Source organism: Xenorhabdus doucetiae, assembly GCF_000968195.1.
GTDB classification, from domain to species: Bacteria; Pseudomonadota; Gammaproteobacteria; order Enterobacterales; family Enterobacteriaceae; genus Xenorhabdus; species Xenorhabdus doucetiae.
Map to the genome: position 1 here is coordinate 4,078,988 of NZ_FO704550.1, position 25,337 is coordinate 4,104,324.

Consider the following 25,337-nt stretch of genomic DNA (forward strand, 5'->3'; position numbering starts at 1 on the left):
TATATTTATTCTTTTGAAGAATATATAAGCTACTCTTTTTGGGTCAGTAATTTTTCCAACTGATCACCCCCAATGTGGCGGAAATCCTGCCCTTTGACGTAATAGAAGATAAATTCACAAATATTCTGGCAACGGTCACCAATGCGCTCAATAGAGCGGGCACAGAAGAGCGCGGTCATAACATTCGGAATCGTTCTGGGATCTTCCATCATGTAGGTCATGAGCTGACGGACAATACTTTCGTATTCCTGATCCACTTTTTTATCTTCACGGTAGATACGGATGGCCTCTTCCAGATCCATGCGGGCAAAGGCATCCAACACATCATGCAGCATTTGGATCGTATGGCGCCCCAGTGATTCCAAACTGACCAGTAAGGCTTGCTGCTGATGTGAAAATCTTTCAAGCGCGGTCTGGCAGATCTTATCGGCAACATCGCCGATACGCTCCAGTTCAGCGATGGTCTTGGAAATCACCATGATCAGGCGCAGGTCACTGGCCGTCGGCTGGCGTTTAGCAATGATGCGGACGCACGCCTCATCAATCGCCACTTCCATCATATTCACCTTCTGGTCATCCTCACTCACTTGCCGTGCCAATACTGCGTCTTGGTTGTGCATCGCCAGAATGGCTTTACTGAGCTGTTCTTCTACCAGCCCGCCCATTGCCATCAATTCGGTACGAATATGTTCCAGTTCAGCCGTAAACTGACCAGAGATGTGTTTGCTCAGATTCAGATTGTCCATATTATGTTATACCCCGTTTATGCGCCGCCTATACCCCGTACCGTCTATGCCTTGTACCTGCCCTGTCTCAACCATAACGGCCAGTAATATAATCTTCGGTCTGTTTCATCTTCGGTGTGGTAAATAATCTGTCGGTATCACTAAATTCAATCAGTTCGCCAAGATACATAAATGCCGTGTAATCCGAACAACGCGCCGCCTGCTGCATGTTGTGGGTGACGATCACGACGGTATATTCCGATTTTAATTCGCTGATCAACTCTTCAATGCGCCCTGTCGAGATCGGATCCAGTGCCGAACAGGGTTCATCCAGCAACAAAACCTCAGGACGAATAGCGATACCACGAGCAATGCACAGACGCTGCTGCTGACCACCGGAAAGGCTATGCCCACTCTGGTGCAATTTATCTTTGGTTTCGTGCCACAGCGCCGCTTTTGTCAATGCCCATTGGACACGTTCATCCATCTCTGCCCTGGGTAGTTTTTCAAACAGCCGTACCCCGAAAGCAATATTGTCGTAAATCGACATCGGGAAGGGTGTCGGTTTCTGGAAAACCATCCCGACTTTGGCACGCAGCAAGGCAATGTCTTGTTTGTCTGTCAGGATATTCGTGCCATCCAGAATAATTTCACCTTCAGCCCGCTGTTCGACGTACAATTCATACATTTTGTTGAAAGTACGCAATAACGTGGATTTGCCACAGCCTGATGGCCCAATAAATGCCGTTACCTTATTTTGTGCGATATCGAGCGTAATATTTTTCAGCGCGTGAAATTTGCCGTAATAGAAGTTCAGATCACGTACCTGAATTTTACTTCCTGCAATATTATTGACTGCTATGTTATTGACTGCAATGCCATTAGCCTTATTCATCAGTACTTGTCTCTTTAATCGCTTTCCATCAACGAATAACCTGTTAAAGGTGAAAAAATATTAGTGCTTTTTCTTCGCAAACAGCACACGTGCCACAATGTTAATTAACAGTACGCACAACGTAATCAGTAATACCCCCGCCCATGCCAATTGCTGCCAGTCAGAAAATGGACTCATGGCAAACTTGAAAATCGTAACAGGTAAGTTGGCAATTGGCTGGTTAAGATCGGTGCTCCAGAACTGGTTGGAAAGAGAAGTGAACAACAAAGGCGCTGTTTCACCCGCAATACGGGCAATCGCCAGCAATACCCCGGTCATAATTCCGGATATTGACGCCTTTAAGGTAATGGCAGAGATCATTTTCCATTTCGGTGTTCCCAGTGCATAAGCGGCTTCACGCAAATTATCCGGCACCAGTTTCAGCATGTTTTCCGTGGTGCGAATCACGATGGGGATCTGCAACAACGCCAGTGCAATGACCCCCGCCCAACCAGAAAAGTGTTGCATCTTCGCGACCACCACCGTGTAGACAAACAATCCGACCACAATCGAAGGGGCTGAAAGCAAAATGTCATTAATAAAGCGGATGATTTCTGCCAGCCATGAACGGTGACCATATTCCGCCAGATAAATGCCCGCCAGAATTCCCAATGGCGTTCCAAACACCGTCGCCCAGAAAATCAGCAAGCCACTGCCAACAATGGCGTTTGCCAGCCCGCCGCCTTCGGTATTGGGCGGTGGCGTCATGTCAGTAAACAACGCCAGCGACATCCCATCGATACCTTTGGTGACGGTGGAAATTAAGATCCAGACCAGCCAGAATAAGCCAAATGCCATTGTTGCCACGGAGAGCATCAGCGCCAGCCGGTTTTTCTGCCGACGCCATGACTGCCTGCGGCGGCGGTTTTTCATGTCCACGGCGCTGACTGTACTGCCTGAACGTGACGGTTGATTATCGGGGATTGTCATCTCAGCGCCCCTCATTTTTTGCCAGGCGCATAATCATCAATCTCGACAACGCCAACACAATAAAAGTGATGACAAACAAAATCAGCCCCAGTTCCATCAATGCAGCGGTATGCAGACCTGAATCGGCCTCAGCAAATTCATTCGCCAACGCAGACGTGATGCTGTTCCCCGGCATGTACAGCGACAAACTGTCAAGTTGGTAGGTATTGCCGATAATAAAGGTGACCGCCATGGTTTCTCCCAATGCCCGACCCAGCCCCAACATAACGCCACCAATCACCCCATTCTTGGTATAAGGCAAGACGATATGCCAAATCACTTCCCATGTCGTACAACCGATGCCATAGGCCGACTCTTTCATCATCACCGGGGTCTGTTCAAACACATCGCGCATGACAGAAGCGATATAGGGGATAATCATGATGGCAAGAATGACCCCCGCCGCCAGAATGCCAATACCAAAAGCGGGGCCGGAGAACAACTCGCCCACGATGGGAATGCTTGAGAGCACATTACCCACGGGTTGCTGGAAATAGGTGGCAAACAGCGGCGCAAAGACAAACAGCCCCCACATGCCGTAAACAATGCTGGGGATCGCCGCCAATAGCTCAATCGCCACCCCCAACGGGCGTTTCAGCCAGTTCGGTGCCAATTCCGTCAGAAACAAGGCAATGCCAAAACTCACCGGAACCGCAATAATCAGGGCGATGAATGACGTCATCAAGGTGCCATAAATCGGTATCAATGCCCCAAATACCCCTGCGGGTGCATCCCAATCTCTGCGCCATAAGAAAGCAAAACCAAATGCTTGTATACTCGGCCAGGCAGCAATGATCAGCGAAACGATAATGCCGCCCAACAGCAATAATGTTAACAACGCCGCTAATCTCACCAGCGAGCTGAAAATAATATCGCCATTTTTGCTGGGTGCTTTCAATACCCTTTTACGTTCTGCCGTTTGACGTTCGGCCATACGCTGAATTCTCATTTTGCGTGATATAGCGGTTTACCATCGCTGCCTTTGATATTGTTCTTCCATGCGGCACGCACCTGACTGACCACTTCTTCTGGCAGAGTGGCATAATCCAGATCTTTCGCCTGTTTTTTACCTTTGTCGTAAGCCCAATCGAAAAATTTCAGCACCTCGGCACCCTTCGCCGCATTTGCCGGTTGTTGGTGGATGAGAATAAAGGTGGTGGAAGTAATCGGCCACGCATTACCGCCTTTCTGGTTTGTCAGATCCTGAGCAAAGCTGCGGTGCCAATCCGCCCCTTGCGCTGCGGCACTGAAGTTCTCTTCGGTAGGTGCCAGCACATTACCCTCCGCGGAAACCAGTTGGGTATAAGCCAGATGATTCTGCTTGGCATAGGCATATTCGACATAACCAATCGAACCGGGCAGACGCTGGACAAAGGCCGCAATCCCGTCATTGCCTTTGCCGCCCAATCCGGTTGGCCATTTGACGGTCGAGCCAACACCCACTTTCTGTTTCCAATCGTGGTTAACTTTAGACAGGTAGCTGGTAAAGACGTAGGAAGTACCTGAACCATCCGCCCGACGCACCACGGCGATGTTCTGATCCGGCAGTTTGAGATTGGGATTTAGCTTTGCAATCGCCGGATCATTCCATTTCTTGATATTCCCCAGATAAATATCACCCAGGGTTTTACCATCCAGAATCAACTGACCCGCTTTAATACCGGAAATGTTCACCGCCAGCACAATGCCACCAATGACCGTTGGGAATTGGAACAGGCCATTAGCCGCCAATTTTTCCTCAGAAAGGGGCGCGTCAGAGGCACCAAAATCTACCGTATTGGCAATAATCTGTTTGACGCCGCCCGAAGATCCGATGCCTTGATAATTGATTTTGTTTCCGGTTTCTTTCTGATAAGAATCCGCCCATTGGGTATAGACCGGTGCTGGAAATGTTGCACCGGCTCCCGTCAGGCTGATCGCAGCAAGTGAAGACAGGGATGTCATGGCAAATACAGTGACCATGATGTTCGCCACGGTGGTACGCATTGATTTCATACTCTCTCTCCGACTGTGATACTCATCATCAATTACAAAAATGTCAGATATCACTGACAGTTTGTTTTTTAAAATAAAAAGTAGATCGAGAAGAAAAATAGATGAATTCAATGACAATAAAATGTATGAATTATGACATTTTTATGACAAGGCGGTGATCTGTCTCTTGGTCACATCTTCGAGATCAAGAGACTTAGCTAGTAGGTCACTTTCAACGGAGGTTTGTCAGCAGTCTGATTAATTTCCCCTATTTAGCTACTGAACTCTCTCTAATTTTCTTAGCTAATATGCTCAAATCTTCATCGGATACCCGTTGACCATCATGTGATGATATATATCCTTCATATTCATGAAAAAATTTGTCCATACTCGATGATATTTTTTTAAAACGGCTATTATTTCCTGTTCCATGCATAGGAAATAACTTGGCGTGTACATGATCAACGCCATAACCCTCGAATATCAGGCCTGTTCTGGCAACACCTTCTAAGGTTGAATCAAGAAGCTTTGCAACCTTTTTAGAAGCAACGATTAATCCAGATAAATTATCATCACTTAATTCGAAAACATAACTTCCGTAATGTTTCTTGGGAATGACGACGGTAAAACCCAGTGTGTTTGGGTATATTGATAAAAAAGCCATGTAATCATTATCTTCCCAAATAACATGCGCAGGTGACTTTCCATTAACTATCTCACAGAAAATACAATTATTCATATCAGAGTATCCTTAAATATTGTTAAATGTCTTCTTTGTATAAAGTATTCTTTTTATTTAGTGATAAACATGCCAATCCTGAAATAATAACATAAAGACCAGATATTATACTTAATAAAAGAAAAATGAATTCAATACCAAATCTATGACAAATGCCACCAATGATAGGCAGAATGAATAACAAACAGGCTCTTGTCATAGAGGAAACCAAAGATTCTGATGTTGCCCACTGACTATCTGATTGACATTGTAAAAAAATAGATAGAGAGTGAATGTTTATTAATTTTATTAAGAAAAAGCTAACACATATGAATACAAGCAAAAAATATTTTGATAATTCATCATAAAATATAAATGTTATGACAAATGTCATCATCATAATGATAGAAATTAATACTAATGTTAATATCTTGGCTTTAATTTGTTGGGCTATATGTGAAGCTAATGATTGTGACAATAAAATCAGCACAAATGCAATACCATAAAACCCACCATAAATTTTAGATAGATTCTCTCCCGCAATCATGGGTTGCCAAAATTGTATTGCTATTTGAAAACAAAGTGATATGGTGGTGCAAATTATAACCATTGGTAAAGCTATTCTGGTAGAGAATACATTTTTGATCGTACCAATAATATTTTTATTATAATTTTCTTTTTTATATAACGTCTGTTTTTCTTTATTCATAGGAATAACATGATTAAATAAAAACATAATAGCCGTTATAGCCATAGCGGCAAACCACCATATTTTTTTAGAATCTGGAGGGAAAATGATAGCTCCAACAAAAGAAAAAATAGCCATTAAAATAAATTGCCATTTATAAAAAGAACCAATGATCTTTTCAAAATTAACATTACCCGTTTCTTTTTTATAAGTTTCAATCAATAACGCATTAAACGCACCACTAAATAAAGCTATAGAAAGGGCATTGAAAACTTCTGCTAGCATGAAGACAAATTTATGTCCACCTATAGCAGTCATTGATAGCCATATTACACTGAATAAGGTGCTGATTTTTACTGTATTCCCTCTACCAAATTTATCTGCAATGTATCCAAATGGAATATCTGCAAAAAGTATTACTGCAGCTTGTATGGATTTTAGCCATCCGATATCAGCAACAGTCATTCCAGATGACATTAAATAGACAATAGATGTTGCACCAACAAGCATCCTTGCTGCATTGGTTGCTAATCCGTAAAAAATCACACCTCGGCTACCATTTAGTAACATGAACATACTCGGCACTCTTTATTAAGTTAATCAGATAAACTATCTGCATTACTGTTACAATCGATAACACGATAACCTGATTTTCTGCCTGTCCTTATGAAATCGAAGATAATACTTTCTGAGCCTGAACGAATAACATTGCAACAACTCGCTTTGAATCATCCCCACCGGGATATCCGTACGCGAGGAACGGGTTTGCTCATGCTTGCCAGAGGGAGCAAGCCGTCCCAGATCACCGCTGAAATAGGATGCAGTCTCCGGGTTATCTATAATTGGGTTCACATGTGGCACAATTCAGGGATAGCGGGATTATTAGGCGGTCATGCTGGAGGCCGGTATCTCGCTATGACGCCTGAAATGATTGCCACTGCGGTCGAAGCTGCCTGTGCAGAGTCCCTAACTCTCGCACGGATAGCCCAGTGCGTTGAGGCAAAGCATGGGCCCCTGCCTTGTACGCTTGAAACGCTGGCAAATACCCTGAAAAAGCAGGGGCTCACCTATAAACGCACCCGTCTATCGCTTAAAAAAAGCGCAACGAAACGGAGTTTGCTAACAAATCCGCCTTGCTGAATAAAATTAAGGCTGGAGCACAGTTAGGCCATTACCGTTTGGTCTATTTTGATGAGGCGGGTTTTGCCGCATCTCCTCCGGTGCAATATGGATGGAGTCCACGGGGTAAGCCCCATGAAACTGAGCCTCAAGAGCATGACAGGCGGTCAGTTCTGGGGGCGTTAAATTACACGGATAACACGCTGTTTTACCAGACAACGTCAGGCAGTATCACGCGAGATGACGTGATTGATTTTTTAGAGCAGCTCGCCCAACAAGGGGACACCCGCCTGACATTTTTAGTGTGGGAAATGCGCGTATCCATCAGCGGATTGAAAAAAAATCAGAAATAGCTGGGTACGAGAACCCACCTGTTTTTATTCTACCTTCCCCCCACACCCAAAACTGAATTTGATTGAAAACGTCGGGAAAAAGCCAAATACCATGGGCGACGTTTTATTCCTTTGACTCAGGGAAAAAAGAAAAAAAAATTAAAAAGTTTTTTGGGGGGGTAATGGGAACCAATTTTCAAATTAAATTTCTCTTGAGTACTTAACTGGACATTCTTGGTATTCTATTTTTAATTCATACGAATGAATTCCTACTCTTTTGTTTGTAGATAGAGGCTTAACACTTCCACCCAAGTAGCGAATAATATCATTCGTTGCCATAGCTGATGACATTGCATTAACAGCGACGAAAGACGGAGCCTGAAACCCTTTGTTTATCATTTCGGCATATTTATGCAAATTTCTATGTTCAGGGTTAATGTCTGGGACTATATTTGAATTACAAGCAAAACAACCAGATTCATTAGGAATATAAAATGGGCCAAAAACAGCAATGTCACCAACATAACCTATGTTTATAAAAGGAAATTTATTCTTTACAGCATACAAGTTGACCCAAGAAGCTAATTCATCAGGATAATCAGCTGATAGCGCTATTAAATCAGCTTTAGGTAAACAAGCAAGATCACTTTGACTATTTATTGATTTTTTGATGGTATTAATTTGAACATTTTTATTTCTTCTTTTTATTTCTCTTGCTAACACATCAATTTTATGAAGGCCAACATCATCTTCGGTGAACATATGTTGCCTTGTTAGGTTAGATAATTCTATTAAATCATCATCAATAAGCGTTAATTTATTAATCCCCGCTGTAGCTAGATTTATTGCTAAGTGATTGCCGATTCCTCCACAGCCAAGAATAATTACATGGCTTGAGGAAATTTTTTCTTGTACATCATTTGGGCTATAAGACCAACCACCATAGTAAAGATAATGCCTGCTATATCTCTCTAGCTTAATAGACTCATCATATACTACATGATGTTTTTCTATAAGAAAATTTGTTGCGTTCACTGATTCTTCTAATGTCAAGCCACTTTTTATAAGCTTATCAACAACAAATTTTATAGTATTTGCTTCTTTCCAGATTGCGGATGCTTTTAAAATAGGTAAATATTCTTCCTCGTTATAAAAAATCTCTTGCCTATTCCCAATTGAGAAAACACATTGACGACCTAAAAAACCAACATAGGCACTTCTTGAAAGTATGTATCTAATTTCTTCATTTTTCATGCAATATTAACCTTTAAACTAAGGTAGCTAATTGAATATAATTTATTTTTCAAAAAAATAATATTAAATATGATTTAAATTCATAAAAACTTATGAAAGAATATAAAGGGTACGTAAGAATAAGAATACGTACCCTTTATTCTTGAAAATTAGTTACGTGAATGAGCAATCATGATGACCTCCACTGTATATTAATGAGATTTAATAGGAATACAACAAAGACAAAGTTAATTTTAAAGTTTAATAAACTAAAAGAATTACCTTTCTGGAATATATTTACACCATTAAATTTAACAAATCAATAACATTTTTTAAAAAAATAAAGCAATTGAACCGTATTTCATAACAGTTTGATTTATTGTCAAAAAGAAGAATGTTCTATTTAACTTATTGGAATTCCATTAGGTATCCTATCTTGAGATAAAAACCAGGAAAAATTTTTCACCTCAAACGGGAGGTAGAAACGTTCGATTTTTATTGAGGGAATTGTATTGTATAGGAAAGTCAGGGCTATGATGGGCAGTTTCAGCAGTGACTTATTTTTTTGCGCGCAATGGAATAGATACACGAATGGATAGCCCCTGTTTTTCACTACTGGCCACCTGAATATCCCCCGCGTGGCTATCGATGATACGGCGAATGATCGCCAGCCCCAGCCCCACGCCGTTATTCAAGCCTGCCCGAACACCCTGCGTAAACGGCTGGAATAAAACCGCGGCTTCTTCTTGCGTCATTCCGCTGCCGTTGTCCTCAACCTGAAACCAGCCAAAGTGTTCTGTTGCGCCACTACTGATGCGAATCCATCCATTACCGTAACGTCGGGCATTGGTGAACATATTGACCAAGACTCGCTTAATGGAAAAGGGATGGGCTGAAATAAAAATCGAGCCAGTAGACAGGCAATTTTCAATCGTGACATCTGCCGCACAGCGCTGTTCTGCCTTTATCACCTCGTCAAGCAGTCCATTCAACTCACAGCATGTCATCGGCATATCCTGTCCCGCCCGCTGGTAATCAATGAACTGATCAATCATGGCGTTGCACTCTTCAATATCCTGATGGATAGATTCCGTCAGAAAATCCTCTTTTCCCTCCATCATTTCCATCGCCAGACGAATACGGGTCAGCGGAGTCCGCAAGTCATGGCTCACGCCCGCCATCAATACCGCCCGATCACTTTCCTGCGATTTCAGCTCCAGCGATAACTGGTTCAGCGCCCTGACCACGGAGCGGATAGCGGGAGATCCCATTTCAGGCAAGGGTGACACGCTTCGGCCTTTTCCCATGTCAGTCACGGCTTTTTGCATGGCCTGCAATGAGTGTCTTTGGCTAGCGGAATAACGCCAAAACACGGCAGACACTGACAAAACCATCACAAAGACACTGATAAAGAGATAAGGAAATACCGCGTTAAAAGGGAGATTTTCCAGCACCACCAACAGCAAGGTGACCAGAGCGCTGAACAGCAAGCTGCCCAGCATCAAATACAGGACATGGGAAAGCAGAGTACGCAGAGAAAGCCAACACTTTTTCACATTGGGCTTTTTCATACCTTGCTTCCATCAGGAACAAAAACGTATCCCAATCCCCAAACCGTCTGGATATAGCGAGGATGGGTGGGATCTTCTTCAATCAGGCGACGCAGGCGAGAAATCTGGACATCAATGGAACGCTCCATCGCGCCATACTCTCGTCCCCTTGCCAGACTCATCAACTTATCCCGTGATAATGGCTCACGTGGATGAGAAACCAACACCTTCAGCACGGAAAATTCCCCACTGGTCAAAGATAACAACTCATCTTGATGGAACATTTCACGTGTTCCAAGATCAAGTTTGAATTTGCCAAATTTGATCACCGCATCATCCGGCGTCGGCGCCCCCGGCAATTCATTGGTCTGTCGCCGCAGGACTGCCCGCATACGTGCCAACAGTTCACGCGGGTTAAACGGTTTGGCAAGATAATCATCAGCACCAATTTCTAGCCCCACAATCCGATCAACCTCTTCCCCTTTCGCGGATACCATGATGATGGGGATCGAGTTATGCTGACTTCTCAACCTTCGGCAGATAGACAATCCATCTTCGCCCGGCAACATTAAATCCAGAACAATCAATTGAATGGATTCTCTGGTCAATAAACGATCCATCTGCTCTGCATTTGCTGCACTACGCACTTGAAACCCCTGCTCGGATAAATAGCGTTCCAATAGTGCCCGCAAACGCATATCATCATCAACAACAAGGATCTTATAACTCTCTTGCATGTTTCAGCTCCCAAGATGCTCCATGCCCGCAACATCCATCACTAGAAAACCCATAATTCCAATAGAGACTTAACCTCACGTATTTTAAGGCCACTAATGGCATTAGCAATCATTGCTTATGATTTGGTTTTCTCTCCTTGTTCTCCCTATTTCCGTCAAATTATATTTCCGCTGAACAACCACTGTGGCTTATGCCAAAGGCCGATAGCTGATTGCCAGTATCCAGTAAGTCACCTTGCCGTTCGGTGTCATCACCGTAACTTCATCATCAAGCTGCTTACCCAGTAACGCCCTTGCCACCGGGGAATCAATGGAGATCCACTTCTTGGTGGGATCGAATTCATCCGGCCCGACCAACCGAAAAATGTGCTCTTCCTCATGCTCATTTTCAACTTTTACCCATGCGCCAAAAAAGACTTTTCCTTCCTGTCGCGGGTCAGGGTCAACAATTTGCAGTACATCCAAACGCTTGGACAAAAAGCGTACACGACGGTCAATTTCTCTTAATCTTTTTTTACCATAAATGTACTCTGCATTCTCTGAACGATCCCCCAATGCAGCGGCATCTGATACCGCTTGAGTGACTTTGGGACGTTCAACTTTCCAGAGATATTTCAATTCCTGATCAAGCGCATGCCAACCTTCGCGGGTAATATAGTGACTTTTGGTCATGAAAAACTCACTTGAGAAAAGATGATTAATGGCGCAGTACTATATCTCATCAATTCTTATATCTCATCAATTCTCAACGCTCATCAACGCTCACCAACGCAATCTCAATCCAGCAGATATTCGCGGAATTTTGTCGCTACGTGACCGAAATATCGCGCTAAACTGGAAATTATTGCGTTCAGCACGTATAAATGGAGCCAGTTTGAACCATGCCGATACTGTCTCAGATAAAATTTGATCTGATCCGGTTCTGTCTGATGATGTCTCAGGATATCTACAGACGCTAAGAAAGTGAAAGTTGAAGAAAACAGACCATGAATGAATCTTTAAGTCGAATCATTGCCGGTGAGCTACAGGCTCAGCCACAGCAAGTCCAAGCAGCCATTACCCTGCTCGATGAGGGAAATACCGTTCCCTTTATCGCCCGTTACCGTAAAGAGGCCACCGGTGGTCTGGATGATACACAGCTTCGCCAACTCGAAAGCCGTCTCGGTTATCTGCGCGAACTCTCCAGCCGCCGTCAAACTATCCTGAAATCGATTGAGGAACAGGGAAAGTTAACCGTTGAGCTTGCAGAAGCGATTAACACGACGTTAAGCAAGACTGAGTTGGAAGACCTGTACCTGCCCTATAAACCTAAACGCCGCACCCGCGGGCAAACGGCGATTGAAGCCGGATTGGAGCCGCTGGCCGATCTGCTGTGGCAAGATCCACAGCAAGACCCCGAACTGGCCGCCGCCGCCTATGTTGATGCTGACAAAGGTGTTGCGGATACCAAAGCGGCATTGGATGGCGCACGTTATATCCTGATGGAGCGTTTCGCCGAAGATGCGACCCTGCTGGCAAAAGTCCGTGAATATTTGTGGAAACATGCCCATTTGGTCGCCAAAGTTGTCGAGGGCAAAGAGCAAGAGGGAGCGAAATTCAGCGATTATTTCGATTACCATGAAGCCATCGCCACTGTGCCTTCCCACCGTGCCCTTGCCATGTTCCGTGGACGCAATGAAGGCATCCTGCAACTCTCTTTAAATGCTGATCCGCAATTTGAGGAAGCCCCTAAAGAGAGCCACTGTGAACAAATTATTACCGATCACCTTAACCTGCGCCTGAATAATGCCCCGGCTGACCATTGGCGCAAAACCGTGGTGAACTGGACATGGCGCATCAAAGTGCTGCTGCATCTGGAAACCGAACTGATGGGCACGCTGCGCGAAAAAGCCGAAGACGAAGCCATCAACGTTTTCGCCCGTAACCTGCATGATCTGCTGATGGCGGCACCTGCGGGGATGCGCGCCACAATGGGGCTTGATCCAGGTTTGCGTACCGGGGTAAAAGTCGCCGTGGTTGACGCGACGGGTAAACTGATTGCCACCGATACCATTTATCCGCATACCGGGCAGGAAAATAAAGCCGCGGCAATCGTCGCTGCCCTGTGCACCAAACATCAGGTGGAACTGGTTGCGATTGGCAATGGCACCGCATCCCGTGAAACAGAACGTTTCTTTGCCAACGTCCAGAAACAGTATCCTGACGTCACCGCCCAGAAAGTGGTTGTCAGCGAAGCAGGCGCTTCGGTCTATTCGGCTTCTGAATTGGCGGCGCAAGAATTCCCGGATCTGGATGTTTCCCTGCGTGGCGCGGTTTCCATCGCCCGCCGCCTGCAAGATCCGTTGGCTGAACTGGTGAAAATCGAACCTAAATCCATCGGTGTTGGTCAATACCAACATGATGTCAGCCAGACCCAACTTGCCAAAAAACTGGATAACGTCGTTGAAGACTGCGTCAACGGCGTCGGCGTTGACCTGAATACCGCGTCGGTCGCCTTGCTGACTCGCGTTGCTGGCCTGACTCGCGCGGTTGCCCAAAATATCGTTAACTGGCGCGATGAAAACGGTCGTTTCGACAACCGTAATCAATTATTGAAAGTGAGCCGTCTGGGACCCAAAGCCTTCCTGCAATGTGCGGGCTTCCTGCGCATCAATCAGGGTGATAACCCGCTGGACGCGTCAACCGTTCACCCGGAAGCTTATCCGGTGGTTGAGAAGATCCTGGCAACAACCGCGCAGACCCTGTCTGAACTGATGGGCAATTCTGCCAATCTGCGTAACTTGAACGCGCAGGATTTCACAACCGAAAAATTCGGTATTCCGACGGTGACTGACATCCTGAAAGAGCTGGAAAAACCGGGACGCGATCCACGTCCTGAATTCAAAACCGCCACCTTTGCCGATGGCGTTGAAACCATGAATGACCTGCAAACGGGCATGATTTTGGAAGGAACTGTCACTAACGTCACCAATTTCGGCGCCTTCGTCGATATCGGTGTCCATCAGGATGGTCTGGTGCATATCTCCTCGCTCTCCGATCGCTTTGTGGAAAATCCACATACCATCGTCAAAACAGGCGACATCGTGAAAGTGAAGGTGATGGATGTTGATCTCAACCGCAAGCGTATTGCACTGACCATGCGCCTTGATGAGCAACCCGGTGAAACACAAGCACGCCGCGGCTCTCAAGGTGACAACCGCCAGAATGACCCAAGCCGCAATAACCGCAACAGCAACGGCAGAAACCGCCAAACTTCGCGTTCAGGTTCTGCATCGGTAACCAACAGCGCCATGAGTGACGCATTAGCTGCGGCCTTTAGTAAAAAACGTTAATTAACCAAAAACGTTAGCTTACTTAAATGATTTCCCGAACTGGTCAATAACGCCAGTTCGGGATCGCGCAATATATTTTTCATTTAAATAAATCCCAACATCAGAATAAATAAAATATCCTTCACTGACTATCCGTTATTTATCCGTAAGAAAGTGATAATTTTCATTATCATGATTCTATTTATTGCTGACATTATAAATTTGAATAAGTGATAACATCTGACTATTTTTATTAATGTTTTATATATCCTCGTCGTACTTCAGAATGTATTTATTGACCAAATTAATGAAACAACAAAAATCAATAAGTCGAATTTATCAATGAGACTAATCAATAAAGAAATTCCCCCAAATATTAATCCGTCTTGATAGTGCATTATTTACAATAAAATGACTATTAATTTGATTAATATCAATTCATTCCCTTATTATCCGGTATAAAGAGTCAACATCGCAGTTGCGTATTATTATCATTAATAATTAGAATTCAGAGAAATTACCGTACTTTTTTCTTGTGGTTCTCCCCTTATTGAGGATAATTCTTATAATCACTTATTTTTTCAGTTTGAATGGAGAGTTATATGGTTCTTATTCCAGAACGTAGGTACAAAATTCTGGGATTTTCTCCAGAGATTAGCCCAGCTTACCGACAAAAATTATTGTCACTCGGCATGTTGCCGGGATCAACATTTCAAGTCATTCGCTTCGCTCCCTTAGGCGATCCAATACAAATCGAAACACGCAGAGTCAATCTGACTCTGCGTAAACAAGACTTAGCATTTCTCATGTTGCATGAAGATCTGAACTAACAAAGCCCTAAATCAACTGGGTTCAGAATAACCCTTGTTCAGGCACGCTTACAGAGTACTAAAGTATAACTAAGGTACGAAATTCGCTTTCCTGATTGGCAGAAAGTATGATGAAACAATTAACCATTGGCCTGATTGGTAATCCCAATGCCGGCAAAACAACGCTTTTTAATCAGCTCACTGGCTCCCGCCAACGAGTGGGAAACTGGGCTGGCGTTACGGTAGAACGCAAAACTGGCCACTTTACCACCCATGACCATCAAGTCGATCTTGTCGACTTGCCTGGTACTTATTCTCTCACCACGATTTCTGAGCAAACTTCCATTGATGAACAGATTGCCTGCCACTATATTCTCAGTGGTGACGCGGATATGTTAATCAATGTTGTTGATGCGTCGAATCTGGAGCGTAATCTTTATCTCTCACTGCAATTGATTGAACTGGGTATTCCCTGCATTATTGCGCTGAATATGCTGGATATTGCCGAAAGTCAACGCATCAATATTGATATTCCCGCATTGGAAAAACGCCTCGGCTGTCCGGTTATCCCGCTGGTTTCCACCCGTGCCACCGGCATCGATACCCTGAAAAAAACCATCGATAATTACCCGCAGCACTTTAACCCTGTACAGGTTGATTATCCTGAGGCGCTGTTGCAGGAAATTTCTCTCCTTTCCGGCCAGATCACAGCGCAATTTAAGCCACAACAGCGCCGCTGGCTGGCTTTGCAAGTCTTGGAAGGGGATATTTACGGCCGTGAGGTCGCTGGCCTGACCCACACCCAACTAACGGAAAGCCAAGAGCGCCTGCAAAAACAACAGATTGAAGAACCTGATCTCGCCATTGCAGGTTCACGCTATCAAACCATCAGTGAAATTTGTCTGGCAGTTATTGATATCCGCACGGCCATACCGAACAAACTGACCCAAGCGTTAGATACCGTTGTCCTGAACCGCTGGCTGGGTCTGCCTGTTTTCCTGTTTGTCATGTACCTGATGTTTGTGCTCGCCATTAATATTGGTGGTGCCTTACAGCCTATCTTTGACGGCGCTTCTTCCGCCATTTTCATCGATGGCATGCAATGGCTTGGCCATACGCTCCATTTCCCGAACTGGCTGACGGTATTCCTTGCCCAAGGCATTGGTGGCGGCATCAATACGGTACTGCCGCTGGTTCCCCAAATTGGCATGATGTACCTGTTCCTCTCCTTTCTGGAAGACTCCGGTTACATGGCGAGGGCGGCATTTGTCATGGACAGGCTGATGCAGGCCATCGGATTGCCGGGTAAATCTTTTGTGCCCTTGATTGTTGGCTTTGGTTGTAACGTCCCTGCCGTGATGGGGTCAAGGACGCTGGATGCTCCTCGTGAGCGTTTGATTACCATTATGATGGCGCCGTTTATGTCCTGCGGGGCAAGGTTGGCGATCTTTGCCGTCTTTGCTGCGGCTTTCTTCGGCAAAGATGGCGCCAGCATCGTTTTCTCCCTGTATATATTGGGGATTGTCATTGCTATCCTGACGGGGCTGCTGCTCAAATACACCCTGATGCGTGGTGAAGCCTCGCCTTTTGTCATGGAACTGCCGGTCTATCACGTTCCCCATGCCAAAACCCTGCTGCTCCAGACATGGCAAAGGCTGAAAGGTTTTGTGATACGTGCGGGTAAAGTGATTGTCGCTGCGAGCATGTTGATTGGTGCCCTGAACAGTTTCTCTTTCTCCGGTAAGACCGTGGACAATATCAACGAATCGGCGCTGGCTTCCGTCAGTAAAGTGCTCACTCCTGTCTTGCATCCCATTGGTGTACATCCCGATAACTGGCAAGCAACCGTCGGGCTGATTACCGGCGCGATGGCGAAAGAAGTGGTGGTGGGCACCCTGAATACGCTATATACCGCCGAAAACCTTACGCAAGGGCCATTTAACCCCGATGAGTTCAATCTGCTGGATCAACTCAAAGGTGCGGTCGCAGAAACCTGGGATAGCCTGAAAGACACCTTTACCTTAAGTGCTCTTTCTAACCCGATTGAAGCCAGCAAAGGTGACGGCAATATGGATCGCAGTTCGATGGGAATGATGAGCACCAAATTTGGCTCTGCCATTTCCGCTTACAGTTACCTGATTTTCGTCCTGCTGTACGTGCCTTGTGTTTCTGTCATGGGTGCCATTGCCCGTGAAACCAGCCGTGGCTGGATGATATTCTCCATTCTGTGGGGATTGAACGTCGCTTATTCGCTGTCAGCCCTGTTTTATCAAGTGACAACGTTTTCCGCTCACCCACAAAGTAGCTTAATCACCATTGCTGCCGTGATCCTGCTTAACATTCTGATCATTATTGGCTTACGCCGTGCACGCAGCCGAGTCACTGTCACGTTTAACAACGCGACTGACCGTAGCTGCGAATGCTCAGACAATAGCTGCCACTAACCAAAGCCATGAGGAGCCAGACATGATTAACCTGCTGAAAATCAGAGACGCGGTTGCCCTTAATGGGCGTACTGACGCAAGGTCATTGAGCCATCAGTTTTCAGCACCGCTGCCGATGATGGAAGCCATGCTCAAGCAGCTTGTCATAATGGGTAAACTGGAGGAAGTGGATACTTCCTCCTGCCTCAGCGGGGGCTGCAAGCAGTGCCCGGAAACGCAGAAATGTGATACTAAGGCGTATCAGCTTGCGGTGAAGAAATAGGGCGCTTATTTCATTAAGCGAATAATTTGGAATGGCTATCAACGCGATATAATTTTAATTCGATATCGTTACGCTGATAAATTAGAAGTCAATCTGGTGTTCCGTAACATCCTTTGATAGTCAATATAATTGCCCATCAAGGGATGTTTTTCTATGATTTGATAACACCGTTACAAATTGGTGTTACTTTTGACCTGATAATTAAACACTCACTGCTGTTATACGGTGCGTCCATCAGATCAAGTCTGGGTTAGGTACATATGGAAAATGTTAATTCATTTACTCAGTATTCATATTTATCTTTTTATGAGCGAAGTAACCTTTCAGTAGTCTCCCCTTTTTCTATTATATGATCCTAATCTATCAGGATCCTGACTTTTATATTTTATTAATTTTTAAATAAATTTTCTACCATAAAATCGATAAATACCCTCAGCTTGGGTGATAAGTACTTTCCTGAAGGCCAAAGTATTCTACACGTTGTTATATCATGATTAAAACTATCCAAAACAGTGACAAGTTTTCCTGTTTTTAGTTGACCATGAATAGCTAAATCAGGAATACATGCGATACCAAGCCCATTTTCCGTAAAAGAAACCAATGGCTCAAGAGTATTAGTCACCATTCTTATAGGCCTTTCTGTCTGTAAGATTTGGCTATATTGACTGGTTGGCCAAATATCCAGTTTTCCTGTACTCTTGTAACGATACATCATACAGGTATGTTTAATGAGATCTTCTGGTTTTTCAGGAAGTCCTGCTTTCTGGAAATAATCAGGGGAAGCAACAAGAACTCTTTTGTAAGAACCAAGTACACGAGCCATTAATCGTGAATCAGTCGGTTCTCCTGTGCGTATTACAGCATCAAACCCTTCTTCGATTAAATCCACCAAACTGTCAGTACTGTCTATTTCTAATTCAATGTTGGGGTACTGCCGACTAAACTCTACGAACTGGGTCATAAATTGTATACCAATTGACGGTATACTCACTTTTAATTTTCCATATGGCAAAGATTGTGACTTGGAAAGTTCATTTTTTGCTTCTTCTATTTCATCAAGAATGCGCCGACAACGTTTAAGAAATAGAGTACCTTCTGGTGTTAAAGTTACTATACGCGTGGAACGATGAAAAAGTCTCACCCGTAGTTTTTCTTCAAGACGACCTATTGCTTTGCTAATAGCTGAAGATGATATACCTAGTTGGTTACCTACCGCAGTGAAACTTCTTGCTTCACTGACACGAACAAAGACTTCGAGAACACCAAGATTATCCATTGCTATTTTCCCTATTAATGACGTAAGTGTCACATATGTTATGAAATTTAGTGTGTTTTTTATTCTAATATGTTCCCTCATACTATATAGGTGAGCCTATTTGACAACCCATAGACTCTACTGAATATTATGTGGGATGGCATTAATACATGGCTCTTCAGATACTGAATATGACTGAAAAAGGAAGGAGAGCTGAGGTGATACCAACCACTAATAATAATACTAACGATAAGAATACTTTACCATTAACTCCATTGCTTGCACTTGCAATGACCGGCTTTTTAGCGCTTATGACAGAAACTGTTCCCGCAGGTATGTTGTCACAAATCAGTGAAGGATTAAATATTTCTGAGTCTATGGCGGGACAATTCGTTACACTATATGCAATAGGCTCACTTATCGCGGCTATCCCATTAACAACAGCCACCCAAGGTTGGCGACGTCGCCCACTTTTGCTTGCTGTTTTAAGTGCACTGTTCATTTTCAATACCCTGACTGTATTGACATCCAATTATATTTTTGCACTTGCTACCCGATTATTTGCGGGAATGGCAGGAGGGCTAATTTGGGGAATGTTGGCCGGATATGCTCGACGAATGGCATCAGAACCTTTGAAAGGAAGAGCCTTAGCTATTGCTGGTGTGGGAGCACCTTTGGCTCTTTCATTGGGCGTTCCTTTGGGGGCATTTCTTGGATCACTCATTGGTTGGCGCATGACATTTGGCCTTCTTTCATTACTTACCTTAGGAGTCATGATTTGGATTCGTCTATTCGTACCTGATTATCCTGGACAATCTTTAGAAAAACGGTTATCGATTAGAACCGTATTGCAAACACCAGGTGTACGATCAGTATTCATAGTACTTACTTTCTGGGTATTAGCACACAGTATACTTTATACTTATATCATGCCATTCCTTGTTCCAGCAGGGCTTTCCCATAGAGTTGACATAATTTTATTGATTTTCGGTATTTTCTCAGTTCTTGGTATATGGTTGGTGGGAATATTGATTGATAAATACCTACGATTACTTGTTTTGGTTAGCATAGGATTATTTGCTTTGGTGGCATTGGGGTTAGGATTAGCTGGAACTGTTCCCCTCGTGATATATTTATCTATGGCTGTATGGGGAATAACTTTTGGAGGAGCAGCCCCATTATTACAAACGGCTTCAGCTGATGCCGCTGGTTCAGGTGCAGATGTTGCTCAATCAATTCTGGTCACGGTCTGGAATTTATCGATAGCTGCGGGAGGGATATTGGGAGGAGTCTTGTTAGATACCCAAGGTGTTTATTCTTTTCCTTGGACTTTGTTTGGCTTGCTTGTAATTGGTTTAGTAACAACCTGGTTGGCTAAAAAACATGGATTTCCAATTAAAATATAGAGACGTAGTGATATGATGATTTCTGACACTTCATCAACCTGTTTTAAGCAGTTTCACTACGATAAGTTACTCCACTGTTCCTTTTTTTACTGCCTATTTCCATTTTATTGGTAATACCTGCAATATATTTGCCCGCTATGGCGGGCAAAATTGTTCCCCATATTGTTTGTAGTAGTACATTAAATCCGGACACCTCAAAAGCCTGCTAATGTTATTAACATGACAATGAGGTATGACAATGAAATTGAAACCGACCAAACGCCACTATTCCGTTGAATTTAAGCTGGAAGCGGTTCAGCAGGTTGTTCTCCATCATCAACGGGTTATTGATATCGCCCGTTCACTGGCTGTTGATGCCAGTACCTTGAGAAAATGGATCCGCCAGTATAAGGCCGAAATACAGGGGGTAACGCCTGCCGGTAAAGCCTTAACGCCCGAACAACGCCAGATACAGGCGTTGGAAAAACAGGTCAGGCGTCTGGAAATGGAAAAAGAAATCCTAAAGCAGGCGGCCGTGTTGATGAGCGAGATACGCCGTGGTGCTATTCGTTGATCACACGGCTGAGCGCCCAATGGCCGGTCACGGAACTCTGTCAGGCATTTAAGGTGTCACGCAGCGCCTATTACGATTGGCGGAAACGTCCTGTCGATACAGAACGTCTGCGGCTGCGCATCCGGACCCGTGAATTGTATAACCAAAGTAGGGGGGCCATCGGCAGCCGCTCCCTGAGCCACTTGCTGACCAATGAGGGCACACCGGTTGGGCGCTGGCTGGCTCATGCAGGAATGCGGCCTGCAAAGTCGTCAGCCGGGGGCCCACCGTTATCGTCCACCGGGGAAAGAACATGTGGCGTCGCCGGATTTTTTGCAGCAGCACTTTGCCCCGGCCAGCCCAAATACCCGGTGGTGCGGGGACATCACGTACATTCGTACGCAGGAAGGTTGGCGTTACCTCGCGGTGGTGATGGATTTATTTTCCCGCCGCGTGGTGGGTATGGCCATCTCTTCCTCACCGGATGCGGAGTTGGTCTGTCGGGCACTGAGTCATGCCCTGGAAATGCGCCATAGAGAAGGGCGGCTGATTTTTCATTCAGATCAAGGCAGCCAATACAGTAGCAAAAAGTTCCGCCGCTTACTTTGGCGACACAAGATTATCCAAAGCATAAGCCGCAGGAGCTGCTGCTATGATAATTCGCCGATGGAACGGGTATTCCGGAGTCTGAAAAAGCGAATGGGTGCCACCGGAAGGCTATCAGGATATGCATGAAGCGATGGGGATATCACGCAATATCTGGGCGGATATTATAACTACGTCCGTCCTCATCGTTTCAATGGGGGCAGTTCTCCCGTTGAATACGAAAAGCAGTGGGAAAAGGCTAAAAATGTGTCCGGAAGTTCTTGATCACTACAGGCTAGGTGGGGTTCCCCGTACGCTTACAGATCATTACTTAATTCCAACATAATATCAGAATCTGATTTACGTATAGTAATCCTCTCTATACCAATCTAACTTGAAGATGCAGGTTTTAAAATCTGAAAGTTGTCAGTCAGTCTAGTCGTGAGTTCTTTCGCTTTTTCTGGCAAAGTGACATGAAAAAAGTGACGAAGGGTTTCACGGAATGTCTTCGCATCCGGAAAATAAACATTGTTACGTACTTGCTCATTCATATACTTCCACAATCGCTCTATTGGATTGAGGTTTGGGCTGTAAGGCGGTAGGTAATGCAGTTCAATATTAAGGACATATGCCACCTCTTTCACCAATTCTGCCCGGTGGTAACCCGCCCCATCCAGAATAATATGAATTTTTTGCGAAAGTGGGTAAGTTTCTCTAATAGCGCCGAAAAAATACGCGATATTTTCGGCATTGATACTCGGGTATTCACGGATCACGGTGTCTTCAATTCGTTGTAAATTGAGGGCGCCCAGAAGATTGAGACGGGTACGACTGCCGGTGGTTTCGACCACTTTTACCTGATTTTTCCCCGCTTTCATCCAACCATAGCTGAGCTTTGTGGACTGCGAAGGATGCACCGCATCAATAAATAGGATAGGTTCATTCTGACCTGCCCGGTCTTTCAGAGACTGGTAGTCATCAATAAATTGTTGCTGCTTATCCGCATCGAAATTATGAGGAACGCCCTTTGGCTTTTTGTAGCTGAAACCTTGTCGGTGAAGCCATTTCGTCATGCCTCCCACGCTGAAAGACACCTGCCAACGAGCTCGTACATTATCCACAATTTGAGCGGCCGTATGCAGGCAATTTTCCCGTCAAATAATCAACCCGAACGGGGGTTTGTTTGGGAAAAGAGAATGGTTTTAGAAACCCCCATTTTCGGGGGTGAGTTTTTCCTGCGGCGATGAATTCTTTTAGGGGAGGGTTTCCCGTAATTTTTTGAATACGTAAGGCCTGGAGAATACATCTAAGTTGGCCCGCCCTCTTACGCCAAAAGCCCGGCCTTGATGCGATCACAGACTCGACTATCACGAGTGGTATCATGCATCAATTCGAGGGCACGTTTTTGTTCTGGTGTCAGATGAATTTTCATGATTGCAAGCATGATCGGGTTTGGATAAGAAATCAAGCATCTTCAATGGCGATTGGTATAGGTAAAGGCATTATTAGATTATACCGGAGCAGCATTTATTTCAATATCATTGGTAAAAACCACCGTCTTTAGACGGTGACTTTGACTTTAATTCTTTGACCTATGCGCGTTTACGAGGTGCGTGGTTCGACGACTTTCAGTCGTCGGCACCTGAAGTACGCTAACCCACCTACTTCAGTAGGTGGTAGTTAAGTACGAACTGCTTGAATTCTATTTTTATTCTTCATAAAAATGGGGGAACTACCATAGCAGTGGCACGAATACAACATTACCCAGATATAGTTAACCTTACTTCTGGCCTAAGGTAAATAAATGGTTAATGAATGATGACGTTTTGGCGCTATGGACAGATAAACTTTCATGTCAGTTAGAGTGATGGAATTTAAACTATAAATCAGGTAGCCTCAATGGAAACGGATATAAAATATTAACTAAAGTTTACGTGTAATAATATATTTATTATACTTCAAGGTGCATTTATTATCTCCCCCGCGAGGAGAGGAGATAATAACTTTTTTCGTCTTCCAAGCTGCAACTTGAAGTTCATAGAGTATATAAAATAAATTCCTTTAAGAAAATAGTTTCTTCAAAGGCACACTTGGGTTAGATAAAAGAATTCTATCTATATTTATTATTTCATTTGTCATTTTCCTCAGTTCAAAACTGTCAAACATTGATAAATTAGATATCCAACGAAAAGCTCTTTTATTCGGTTCTATTTGCATTGTCAAAAAAGAATTTGTTTTTTCGTACAACTCAGGGCTTGTTAGACTATTTTCAATATTTTCACAATTAATAACATCAATCCCAAAAATAAATTTAGAATGAAAAAACTCTGCCAATCTCAATTGAGGATAACGAAAAACTATATCTTTAGTAAATGTTTTATATTTGTTCACTTTGTCACATTCAATTGAAATAAAATTATACAAATCAAGCGCAGAATTATCAAAATTAACACAAAATTCAAAAGGAACATTGTCAGAAAAAAAACAAGAGTAATCTAAGTTTTTATTTTTAAATAAACCAACTTTCCAAGCCAAATGGAAATTTTGAACATCATTAGATAATGATAAATATATAGCCAATGCACTCAATATATGCCACAATCTCTCTTCACTTTTGAATTCAACAACCTCATCATATAAGTTCCAGTTATAATAGATATCAAAAGCACAATCTTGATTAAGATATTTTTGATTCGTTAAAATAGATTTTAGTGGTTTACAAAATTCAAGGCGTTCAACCCAGAATAGTTCATAAGAAACTAAATCTTCATGTTTCTGTGTTATACTTACTGAATCAGAATCACTAAGATTAGGTAAAAGGTTCCCCACATTTATATCAAGCTGATAAGCAAAAATATCAGCTCTAAGATACTCTCCAGCCAAATACATAAACTCGATTCGAATATCTGTAGTCGCAGTTGTTATAACCCAACAATCTCTTGAAATATCAACCACAAAACCGGGTTTCTCATGTGAAGAATTAGAAAGTACTTCAAGAGACTTAACTATTCCAACAGTATTCATTAAATAAACTTTTGGCATACATAATGGATTTCGATAACGTTCGCCAAAATATAATCCTCGTACTAAAGCTGACAATTCTTCCGCTGATTTGTTCCACTGTAAGCAAGCTAATGAATATGGGCGTTTTCTATTTGAAAAGAAACTCCTTTCTGACAAATCTTGTTTTATATATTCTATATTATCACTATCAAGAAGAACTATTAAATTTTTAAATCCTTCAAATGCTGTATGATAACATTTCATATTTAATGAAAGAGCAGTGTCTGATTGGTTAATTTCCACATTTTTTTGTATAACTATATTTCCAGCATCTACCTTAGAAATAACTTCATGCCAAGTAACTGCATATTTTTTCTCTAATGCCAAGATGGCCCATGAAGTAGCATGAGTTCCAGCATACTTAGGCAATGGTGCATCATGATAATTAAAAGCCCCTAATTTAATATTACTTAATAATTTAGAATCCAAAATAATAGGATTTGATATAGAGAACAACCATTCAACATAATTGTCAGATACGAACACCTCTAATTCATTAATAGTATTTAAATGTTTTATTCCCTCCTTTTTAGACCATGAGAAAAAAATAGAATCCAAAGGGAGGATAGCATCAATATTAATACCTAATTCAATTAAAAATTGACAGCACCTAATAGCTAAAGTGCCTTGTCCAACAATCACACAATGGTAATTTTTATGTAATTTCATGATATTAACCACTCTATTTAAA

20 protein-coding genes and 2 pseudogenes are annotated in these 25,337 nt (G+C 43.4%); 8 read left to right on the forward strand and 14 right to left on the reverse strand.

What is annotated here, in order from left to right:
• Nucleotides 1-29: 29 nt before the first annotated feature.
• The 7 genes from phoU to XDD1_RS17820 all read right to left on the reverse strand — a co-directional run bounded on the left by phoU (nt 30) and on the right by XDD1_RS17820 (nt 6,584).
• Nucleotides 30-746 (reverse strand): phosphate signaling complex protein PhoU, encoded by a 717-nt coding sequence (gene phoU / locus XDD1_RS17790; protein ID WP_045973170.1) that lies wholly within the window; start codon nt 744-746, stop codon nt 30-32.
• A 67-nt stretch (nt 747-813) separates the two neighbouring features.
• Nucleotides 814-1,620: a phosphate ABC transporter ATP-binding protein PstB gene (gene pstB, locus XDD1_RS17795; RefSeq protein WP_045973171.1), complete on the reverse strand. Its 807-nt coding sequence runs from the start codon at nt 1,618-1,620 to the stop codon at nt 814-816.
• Between the two features lie 60 nt (nt 1,621-1,680).
• On the reverse strand, nt 1,681-2,532 hold the full coding sequence (gene pstA / locus XDD1_RS17800) for a phosphate ABC transporter permease PstA (protein WP_148886137.1): 852 nt from the start codon (nt 2,530-2,532) through the stop codon (nt 1,681-1,683).
• Between the two features lie 58 nt (nt 2,533-2,590).
• Nucleotides 2,591-3,577 carry a phosphate ABC transporter permease PstC gene (pstC, locus tag XDD1_RS17805; RefSeq protein WP_408068277.1) on the reverse strand — a complete coding sequence of 329 codons (987 nt, stop codon included), beginning with the start codon at nt 3,575-3,577 and terminating at the stop codon, nt 2,591-2,593.
• Complete coding sequence (gene pstS / locus XDD1_RS17810; protein WP_045973173.1) at nt 3,574-4,623, reverse strand: phosphate ABC transporter substrate-binding protein PstS; 1,050 nt, start codon at nt 4,621-4,623, stop codon at nt 3,574-3,576. Before pstS ends, pstC begins: the two co-directional genes overlap by 4 nt.
• 247 nt (nt 4,624-4,870) lie before the next feature.
• Nucleotides 4,871-5,341: an HIT family protein gene (locus tag XDD1_RS17815; RefSeq protein WP_045973174.1), complete on the reverse strand. Its 471-nt coding sequence runs from the start codon at nt 5,339-5,341 to the stop codon at nt 4,871-4,873.
• 22 nt (nt 5,342-5,363) lie between these two features.
• On the reverse strand, nt 5,364-6,584 hold the full coding sequence (locus tag XDD1_RS17820) for an MFS transporter (protein WP_045973175.1): 1,221 nt from the start codon (nt 6,582-6,584) through the stop codon (nt 5,364-5,366).
• A 90-nt stretch (nt 6,585-6,674) separates the two neighbouring features.
• On the opposite strand from XDD1_RS17820, the gene XDD1_RS17825 reads away from it, so the two are divergent.
• The gene (locus XDD1_RS17825) at nt 6,675-7,148 is read left to right on the forward strand and encodes a helix-turn-helix domain-containing protein (protein ID WP_045968011.1); all 474 of its coding nucleotides are present in this window, start codon (nt 6,675-6,677) and stop codon (nt 7,146-7,148) included.
• Entirely contained in the window at nt 7,142-7,480 is a 339-nt protein-coding gene (locus XDD1_RS19260) for a transposase (protein WP_231854434.1), read from the forward strand. Before XDD1_RS17825 ends, XDD1_RS19260 begins: the two co-directional genes overlap by 7 nt.
• A gap of 180 nt (nt 7,481-7,660) precedes the next feature.
• On the opposite strand, the gene XDD1_RS17840 is transcribed toward XDD1_RS19260, so the two are convergent.
• The 4 genes from XDD1_RS17840 to greB form a co-directional block, all read right to left on the reverse strand.
• The gene (locus tag XDD1_RS17840; protein WP_052705745.1) at nt 7,661-8,713 is read right to left on the reverse strand and encodes a HesA/MoeB/ThiF family protein; all 1,053 of its coding nucleotides are present in this window, start codon (nt 8,711-8,713) and stop codon (nt 7,661-7,663) included.
• Between the two features lie 536 nt (nt 8,714-9,249).
• The gene (locus XDD1_RS17845) at nt 9,250-10,263 is read right to left on the reverse strand and encodes an ATP-binding protein (protein ID WP_231854435.1); all 1,014 of its coding nucleotides are present in this window, start codon (nt 10,261-10,263) and stop codon (nt 9,250-9,252) included.
• Nucleotides 10,260-10,979 carry an osmolarity response regulator transcription factor OmpR gene (gene ompR / locus XDD1_RS17850; RefSeq protein WP_045973176.1) on the reverse strand — a complete coding sequence of 240 codons (720 nt, stop codon included), beginning with the start codon at nt 10,977-10,979 and terminating at the stop codon, nt 10,260-10,262. The genes XDD1_RS17845 and ompR overlap by 4 nt, the downstream gene beginning before the upstream one ends.
• A gap of 189 nt (nt 10,980-11,168) precedes the next feature.
• Entirely contained in the window at nt 11,169-11,651 is a 483-nt protein-coding gene (gene greB, locus XDD1_RS17855; RefSeq protein WP_045973177.1) for a transcription elongation factor GreB, read from the reverse strand.
• Between the two features lie 314 nt (nt 11,652-11,965).
• Here greB and XDD1_RS17860 point away from each other — a divergent pair, with 314 nt between their 5' ends.
• The 4 genes from XDD1_RS17860 to XDD1_RS17875 all read left to right on the forward strand — a co-directional run bounded on the left by XDD1_RS17860 (nt 11,966) and on the right by XDD1_RS17875 (nt 17,805).
• Nucleotides 11,966-14,311: a Tex family protein gene (locus XDD1_RS17860; RefSeq protein ID WP_045973178.1), complete on the forward strand. Its 2,346-nt coding sequence runs from the start codon at nt 11,966-11,968 to the stop codon at nt 14,309-14,311.
• 581 nt (nt 14,312-14,892) lie between these two features.
• On the forward strand, nt 14,893-15,120 hold the full coding sequence (gene feoA / locus XDD1_RS17865; RefSeq protein WP_045973179.1) for a ferrous iron transporter A: 228 nt from the start codon (nt 14,893-14,895) through the stop codon (nt 15,118-15,120).
• Nucleotides 15,121-15,230: 110 nt separating this feature from the next.
• Complete coding sequence (gene feoB / locus XDD1_RS17870; RefSeq protein ID WP_045973180.1) at nt 15,231-17,543, forward strand: Fe(2+) transporter permease subunit FeoB; 2,313 nt, start codon at nt 15,231-15,233, stop codon at nt 17,541-17,543.
• Between the two features lie 22 nt (nt 17,544-17,565).
• Nucleotides 17,566-17,805 carry a FeoC-like transcriptional regulator gene (locus XDD1_RS17875; RefSeq protein WP_045973181.1) on the forward strand — a complete coding sequence of 80 codons (240 nt, stop codon included), beginning with the start codon at nt 17,566-17,568 and terminating at the stop codon, nt 17,803-17,805.
• 388 nt (nt 17,806-18,193) lie between these two features.
• On the opposite strand, the gene XDD1_RS17880 is transcribed toward XDD1_RS17875, so the two are convergent.
• Entirely contained in the window at nt 18,194-19,081 is an 888-nt protein-coding gene (locus tag XDD1_RS17880; protein ID WP_045973182.1) for a LysR family transcriptional regulator, read from the reverse strand.
• 269 nt (nt 19,082-19,350) lie between these two features.
• On the opposite strand from XDD1_RS17880, the gene XDD1_RS17885 reads away from it, so the two are divergent.
• Together XDD1_RS17885 and XDD1_RS19265 are read left to right on the forward strand one after the other, a co-directional pair.
• A complete protein-coding gene (locus XDD1_RS17885) occupies nt 19,351-20,466 on the forward strand; it encodes an MFS transporter (protein WP_231854530.1) in 1,116 nt (371 codons plus the stop codon).
• A gap of 244 nt (nt 20,467-20,710) precedes the next feature.
• Nucleotides 20,711-21,868, forward strand: a pseudogene (locus XDD1_RS19265) (IS3 family transposase).
• Between the two features lie 104 nt (nt 21,869-21,972).
• Here XDD1_RS19265 and XDD1_RS17900 read toward each other — a convergent pair.
• Nucleotides 21,973-23,015: pseudogene (locus XDD1_RS17900) on the reverse strand (IS630 family transposase).
• A 629-nt stretch (nt 23,016-23,644) separates the two neighbouring features.
• Nucleotides 23,645-25,315, reverse strand: a complete 1,671-nt coding sequence (locus XDD1_RS18550) for a formyltransferase family protein (protein ID WP_052705746.1) — start codon at nt 25,313-25,315, stop codon at nt 23,645-23,647.
• Nucleotides 25,316-25,337: the final 22 nt, after the last annotated feature.

Coding starts and splice junctions, on each gene's coding strand:
- XDD1_RS17860 (WP_045973178.1), top strand. CDS start 11,966: ATGAATGAATCTTTAAGTCGAATCATTGCCGGTGAGCTACAGGCTCAG.
- XDD1_RS17880 (WP_045973182.1), bottom strand. CDS start 19,081: ATGGATAATCTTGGTGTTCTCGAAGTCTTTGTTCGTGTCAGTGAAGCA.
- XDD1_RS17885 (WP_231854530.1), top strand. CDS start 19,351: ATGACCGGCTTTTTAGCGCTTATGACAGAAACTGTTCCCGCAGGTATG.
- XDD1_RS17875 (WP_045973181.1), top strand. CDS start 17,566: ATGATTAACCTGCTGAAAATCAGAGACGCGGTTGCCCTTAATGGGCGT.
- ompR (WP_045973176.1), bottom strand. CDS start 10,979: ATGCAAGAGAGTTATAAGATCCTTGTTGTTGATGATGATATGCGTTTG.
- XDD1_RS17825 (WP_045968011.1), top strand. CDS start 6,675: ATGAAATCGAAGATAATACTTTCTGAGCCTGAACGAATAACATTGCAA.
- greB (WP_045973177.1), bottom strand. CDS start 11,651: ATGACCAAAAGTCACTATATTACCCGCGAAGGTTGGCATGCGCTTGAT.
- pstC (WP_408068277.1), bottom strand. CDS start 3,577: ATGAGAATTCAGCGTATGGCCGAACGTCAAACGGCAGAACGTAAAAGG.
- XDD1_RS17845 (WP_231854435.1), bottom strand. CDS start 10,263: ATGAAAAAGCCCAATGTGAAAAAGTGTTGGCTTTCTCTGCGTACTCTG.
- XDD1_RS18550 (WP_052705746.1), bottom strand. CDS start 25,315: ATGAAATTACATAAAAATTACCATTGTGTGATTGTTGGACAAGGCACT.
- XDD1_RS17820 (WP_045973175.1), bottom strand. CDS start 6,584: ATGTTCATGTTACTAAATGGTAGCCGAGGTGTGATTTTTTACGGATTA.
- pstS (WP_045973173.1), bottom strand. CDS start 4,623: ATGAAATCAATGCGTACCACCGTGGCGAACATCATGGTCACTGTATTT.
- feoA (WP_045973179.1), top strand. CDS start 14,893: ATGGTTCTTATTCCAGAACGTAGGTACAAAATTCTGGGATTTTCTCCA.
- XDD1_RS17815 (WP_045973174.1), bottom strand. CDS start 5,341: ATGAATAATTGTATTTTCTGTGAGATAGTTAATGGAAAGTCACCTGCG.
- phoU (WP_045973170.1), bottom strand. CDS start 746: ATGGACAATCTGAATCTGAGCAAACACATCTCTGGTCAGTTTACGGCT.
- feoB (WP_045973180.1), top strand. CDS start 15,231: ATGAAACAATTAACCATTGGCCTGATTGGTAATCCCAATGCCGGCAAA.
- XDD1_RS17840 (WP_052705745.1), bottom strand. CDS start 8,713: ATGAAAAATGAAGAAATTAGATACATACTTTCAAGAAGTGCCTATGTT.
- pstA (WP_148886137.1), bottom strand. CDS start 2,532: ATGAAAAACCGCCGCCGCAGGCAGTCATGGCGTCGGCAGAAAAACCGG.
- pstB (WP_045973171.1), bottom strand. CDS start 1,620: ATGAATAAGGCTAATGGCATTGCAGTCAATAACATAGCAGTCAATAAT.